The organism is Pseudoalteromonas sp. Z1A6, from assembly GCF_011378745.1.
GTDB classification, from domain to species: domain Bacteria; phylum Pseudomonadota; class Gammaproteobacteria; order Enterobacterales; family Alteromonadaceae; genus Pseudoalteromonas; species Pseudoalteromonas arctica.
The window spans coordinates 1-3,017 of record NZ_WTKW01000439.1; the positions used below are offsets into that span (position 1 = coordinate 1).

Here is a 3,017-nt window from a genome sequence, read left to right on the forward strand (position 1 = left end):
TAGCAGTAAACTGCTATCGGATTTTTATCTGTTATACCAACCTACTTACATATGCTATTTAATTCATTAAATTGCTTAAATATTTATGCAGGTAGGCACTATGGTATTTACGCTTTTTCTAAATCTTCAACGTCACCTAAACCTGCAGTTAGCTCTTCAAGTAATTGCTTTATTTCTTCAGAAGCTAAAATAAAGTCAGCATCAAGTTTTAAAGCCATATCTTCTTTAGGAATATCTGCGTTTTCTTCTTTTAGAGTTTCAGAGTAGCTTAAACGTTTGATAGAGCCATCGTTTTGCAGCATAAACTTAAGACGCTCTTGCCAATCAAGTGCAAGTTTAGTTACGCGTTTACCACTTTCTAAATGCGATTTAACTTCATCACACGATAGATCATGACCTTTAAGCTTTACTTGTGCGCCGCTGTCGTCTGCTTCTTCAAGTTCAGCGTCTGAGCCAATAGCAAAACCTTCTGGTGTACTAAAGTTAGTTAACCAATCAGTTAAAAATACATCTAGGTCGTAGTTAGCAAACGCAGGTACAACCGGAAGCGTTCCTAACGATTTACGAAGTAGTGCTAGTAGCTCTTCTGCTTTATTAAAGCTGCCACTATTTACAACAACCCAACCGTTTTCTTGGTCAATAAAGGCAAATTGTAAGCTCGACTTTTTAAATGCTTGAGGTAGAAGAGTATGAAGAATGTTTTCTTTTAATTCGTCTTTTTCTTTCTTTTTAACTGGGCGGTTTTCTTCAGCTTCTATCAGATCAACTTTCTCAGCAACTAGTTCATTAATAACAGAAGCAGGGAGTACTTTTTCTTCGCGTTTAGCGCAAACTAGAATACTTTTTTGAGAAAAATGCGATAGCGTATCGCCATGTTTTCCAAACGCTTTTGTCCAACCAAATGTTGCAAGCTCTTGACCAGTACATGGGCGAAATAAATCTTGCTCTAATGCTTTATCAAAGTCTTCTTGAGTATATGAAACGTCTTGCTTAAAGCGGTAACAAATAAGGTTACTAAACCACATAGGGGAATTGATCCATTTGAAAAATTTGTACAATCATAGCAATAAAAACAGCATCTCGAAATGACTGATTTGTTACTGTTGAATATGAACAAATTTAATGCATATACTTTTATTTATTCATATTTATCAAAAATAGGCAGTGGCTTAGCCATGTTCTTCGGAAATTGAATATAGTAACGCAGACCTTTGCCCGGTTCACTCGTTGCATCAATAGAGCCACTAAGGGTTTGCTTGACCAAATTAAGCATTATATGGGTGCCTAATCCGCTACCGCCTTCATCGCGTTTGGTAGTAAAAAATGGGTCAAATAATTTTTTTAATTGCTCGTTAGTAACACCGTTACCGTCATCTTTGTAATCAATAGTTAAGTTAGTGTCATCAGCGCTTATTTTAATATCCATTACACCGTTGCTTTTACCTTCAAAGCCATGAATAAGTGAGTTCATAATTAGGTTAGTAAAAATTTGGCTTATAGCCCCTGCAGGGAGATTTAAAACTAAATCATCAGGACATTCTAATTTTATAGTATGGGATGTCTTTTTTAGTTTTGGGTGCAGTGAGCGTATTACTTCGTTAGTGTAATCTTTAAAGTTAATGGTTCTTACTGCTTCACTGGCTTGATCGACCGCTATTTGTTTAAAGCTAGCTATAAGCTCCGAAGCTCTATCTAAGTTAGTGGTTAGTAAGCTTGTGCTTTGTTTTGCTTCGTTAATAAATTCTTCTAGTGCTTTTGGCGAAAGTGTTTTTTCGGTATAAGCATTTTCGAGTTTATTTAAGCGTTCTTGTAAAAATGATATTGCCGTTACACCTATCCCAATAGGGGTGTTTATATCGTGTGTAATACCTGCTACAAGTCCGCCTAGCGCAGCCATTTTTTCTGTGCCTAGTAAACGTTCCTGTGCAAGGCTTAACTCTTCTATATAGCGCTGAGATTCAGTTTGCTTTGTAATTAACTCTAGCTCTGTGCTGCGGCGTAAGTCTACTTCTTCGGTGAGGACAATTTTTTGCTTTTCGAGTTCGTATTTTTGCTGCTGTAAATCCATCATTGCTTGGCTTAAGTTGGATGTTTTACGGGCTACGTCTTGTTCAAGTTGTATGTTGTGTTGATCAAGCTTTTCGTTACTTATAATGAGTTCTTTTTGGGTGTGTTCAAGCTCTTTTCTATACTGAACCACTTTATCTATTAGTTTGTTAAATGACTGCTCCATCACTTTTAGTTCATTATGTTCTTCTGTTTCTATTTCTATATGTTGACCTTCTAGCTCGTCTAGTTCTAAATTTTCTAGTTGCTCAGTGAGTTCTGCTAAAGGGTCTGTAAGAAGTTTTCTAAATGCCATTAAAAATAAGATGATCAAAAAGGTGGTTTTAATCATCGCATTACCAATCAAAAAGTAGATTGATACCATAATGCGGCTAAAAACAACTTCTCGACTTGAGAATAAGGTAACGTCACCAACTTGAGTAGCACGACCTGAAAATTCAAAAATAAGTGGAAAGGTATAACCAAATAAACCCGATTTTGCGTCTTCTAAAATAACCTCTTCTTGTACTAACTGTTGGTTATATAGCTTATGTATATCAAGAGAGCGCCCTAGCTGTGAAATAATTTCGCCGCTGTCGTCTCGAACAATAATCCCTTCAATCATGGGGATGGCGAGTAAACCTTCTGCTGTTGTAATTGTTTGCTTGGTATTAAGCTCCCAAATTGCACGTGTTAAGCTGCGACTAAAGGTTTTTTGTAAGGTACTAAGTTCATCGCGAATATAGTCTTTAGTATTGACGTATTCAGCAAGCACTTGTCCACAGGTCACTACAAAGGTAAGCAAAAAATAGACGGATAAAACGCTAGTCAGTAGCTTCTTAGAAAGACTTTTTTGTAACATGAGTGACTTGTTCATCCTTTATTATTTTTGTAACGTTACGATAGTAATTTAAAAGTTAGTCAATAAACCTCTAAAAATAAATAAAAAAGTTAAAATTTAATAAGATAAA

The 3,017-nt window shown here is 35.9% G+C and carries 2 protein-coding genes; both read right to left on the reverse strand.

Translation table 11 applies throughout. The annotated features are described in order from the left end of the window. Positions 1-107 precede the first annotated feature (107 nt). Complete coding sequence (rdgC, locus tag GQR46_RS18230) at positions 108-1,025, reverse strand: recombination-associated protein RdgC (protein WP_007587156.1); 918 nt, start codon at positions 1,023-1,025, stop codon at positions 108-110. 113 nt (positions 1,026-1,138) lie between these two features. Further along, positions 1,139-2,908, reverse strand: a complete 1,770-nt coding sequence (locus tag GQR46_RS18235) for an ATP-binding protein (protein ID WP_024593692.1) — start codon at positions 2,906-2,908, stop codon at positions 1,139-1,141. Positions 2,909-3,017: the final 109 nt, after the last annotated feature.